The 2,306-nt window shown below is 35.6% G+C and carries 1 protein-coding gene, 1 rRNA gene and 1 pseudogene; all 3 read right to left on the bottom strand.

The features are described 5' to 3' along the window. Nucleotides 1-312 precede the first annotated feature (312 nt). A complete protein-coding gene (locus ACVWY7_RS26970) occupies nucleotides 313-1,044 on the bottom strand; it encodes a DsbA family oxidoreductase (RefSeq protein WP_073526725.1) in 732 nt (243 codons plus the stop codon). Nucleotides 1,045-1,291: 247 nt separating this feature from the next. Beyond that, a pseudogene (locus tag ACVWY7_RS26965) lies at nucleotides 1,292-1,486 on the bottom strand (alpha/beta hydrolase); the annotation flags it as partial. Nucleotides 1,487-2,213: 727 nt separating this feature from the next. After that, a 5S ribosomal RNA gene (gene rrf / locus ACVWY7_RS26960) occupies nucleotides 2,214-2,306 on the bottom strand; the annotation flags it as partial.

Raw genomic sequence — 2,306 nt, 5'->3', positions numbered from 1 at the left:
GCATCTAAAATAAAAATTGACGTTTCACGTTGTTTGTTTCGTTCAGTTTTCAAAGAACTACTTGGTCGCTCATTTGCGACTTCCTTATGTTAACACCTTCGTTAGTTAATGTCAACTAAGTTTTTTATTTCGTTTGCCGCTTTCGACGTTGTTGTCATCGGCGACTTGTTCTATATTATACCTCTAAGTAGTAATCGTCAATACGTTTTTATAAAAAACTTCATTTTTTTATAAACCTATTTACATACCTCTTCTATAAGAATATATAAGCAACCCATATAATACTCTATGGGTTGCTTTCCATCATAAAAACTATTGTTCTTTTGAAGGTACCGAACAGCTTTCATCTGTACAAGACATATCGCTTCCACCCTCTGAAGAAAGTTCTTGCAACTTAGGTGCAGGATTCTCTTCTTCCCACACTTGCTGAAGTGCACCAACAAAAGTTTCAAGTGGTTGTGCACCTGAAATAGCATATTTTTGATTAATAATAAAATAAGGCACTCCTGAAATTTGATATTGCTGAGCAATCGCTTCATCAATTCTAACATCATTAGCATATGCCTTTTTATCATTAATAACACGTAAAGCTTCTTCCTTATCTAAGCCTGCAGCTTCAGCGATAGTAGCAAGTGTATCCACCTCGCTTAAATTTTTCGATTCAGTGAAATATGCAAAAAGTAGATTTTCCGTAATCTCTTTTTCTTTCCCTTGATTCTTTGCAAACTTCGCAAGACGATGCGCATCAAACGTGTTCGTCGGCTTCATCTCATCAAAATTAAAACTTAAACCCATACTAGCTGCATGATTTCCTAGCTGTACGTTATTACGCTTAGCTTCTTCAATACTAATTCCATACTTTGATGCAAGTACTTCATTAATACTTGTTCCAGAATAGATTGGAGCATTTGGGTCTAATTCAAAACTTTTAAACTCAACTTCAACATCCTTCTTATGTGGAAATTGCTCTAAAGCTACTTCTAATCTACGTTTCCCAATGTAGCAAAACGGGCATACAAAATCTGACCATACTTCAATTTTCATAGAAACACCTCATTAACATGTAGTTTTCAATCATTGTAGCACTGGCACTAAGGAATTCAAAAATTTATGCTTCAAGCCTTATATACTTCAACCTAAAATAAATCTATAAATAGAAAAACGATAATCAAAAGTATTACCTTCTGATTATCGCATATATAAATCTAATTATGCTTGAATATATCTTCCCACGAACCTCCATACGGTATTCCAATACGTATTTGAATCTATCTTCTCAGCTTCTCCATTCCAACTTATCGAAAGAATTTATGTGTAGTGTATTAGGTTTATGATTTGATACAAAGTTGGCATCCTTTTCTTCATTTGTAGCCAACACATCTCCTGATGCATTCACAGTTTCTACTAAGTGAGGGTTATCCTCTAAAAATTCTTTTTCTTGTTTCGCATTCAACGCATAGTTATAAAAATAATTCCCAACTAACATATATACAATCGCTAGAAGGACTAAGACTACTATATTGACACTCCCACGGCTAAAGCCGCAAGCTGACTAACGTCAGTGGGATTCTTGCTACCAAAGGCGAAGTCTATTTCTAGTATCGCTGACGTGCAAGATTGCGGTGTGCCATCACCACTCCATATCCAGTGCATCTAGCAGATACGGCACTCGTTCTATTACCAAACGAGTCAGATTGTGAGTTCTCAAATGTGTTTTAGCGTCTTGTACTTGACGACTCAATACATTTTACGGAGCAGAAGAATTTGTTACTCCAACCTCATATGTATTCTGTTTTCAGAGAACAAGATTGTTTTAGAGACTTTCACTTGTCTGTTATGAAAATTATACCATTTCAAATACTTGATGTACAGAACATACTTTCGGTATCTTATCTATACATCGCATTTGACCTCACTATCATCCCACCCCTAAAGGGGGTACTATCGCACCGTAGTGGGCTTTCCTATTCGGAAAATCTGTAATTATACCTATCTTTTTCATGTTATCTCCTTTAAAAAAATTAAATCTTCCTATATTAAAGTACTTCAAAAAATAACTGTACTATTTTAACATACCGATAGATTGCTTCCACAAAAAATAAAATAGAAAATCTTAAACTACATATCGAAATTGAATATAACAGAATAACTTGAGACTGATCAGAAGTTAGAAACACAAAAAAAGACGAGTCATTCTGACTCGTCTTAAGCTTGCTTGGCGACGTCCTACTCTCACAGGGACAAGGTCCCAACTACCATCGGCGCTAGAGAGCTTAACTTCCGTGTTCGGTATGGGAACGGGTGTG

Source organism: Bacillus sp. TE9106W, assembly GCF_054062215.1.
This window is presented reverse-complemented; position numbering and strand designations above follow the sequence as displayed.

Coding starts and splice junctions, on each gene's coding strand:
- ACVWY7_RS26970 (WP_073526725.1), bottom strand. CDS start 1,044: ATGAAAATTGAAGTATGGTCAGATTTTGTATGCCCGTTTTGCTACATT.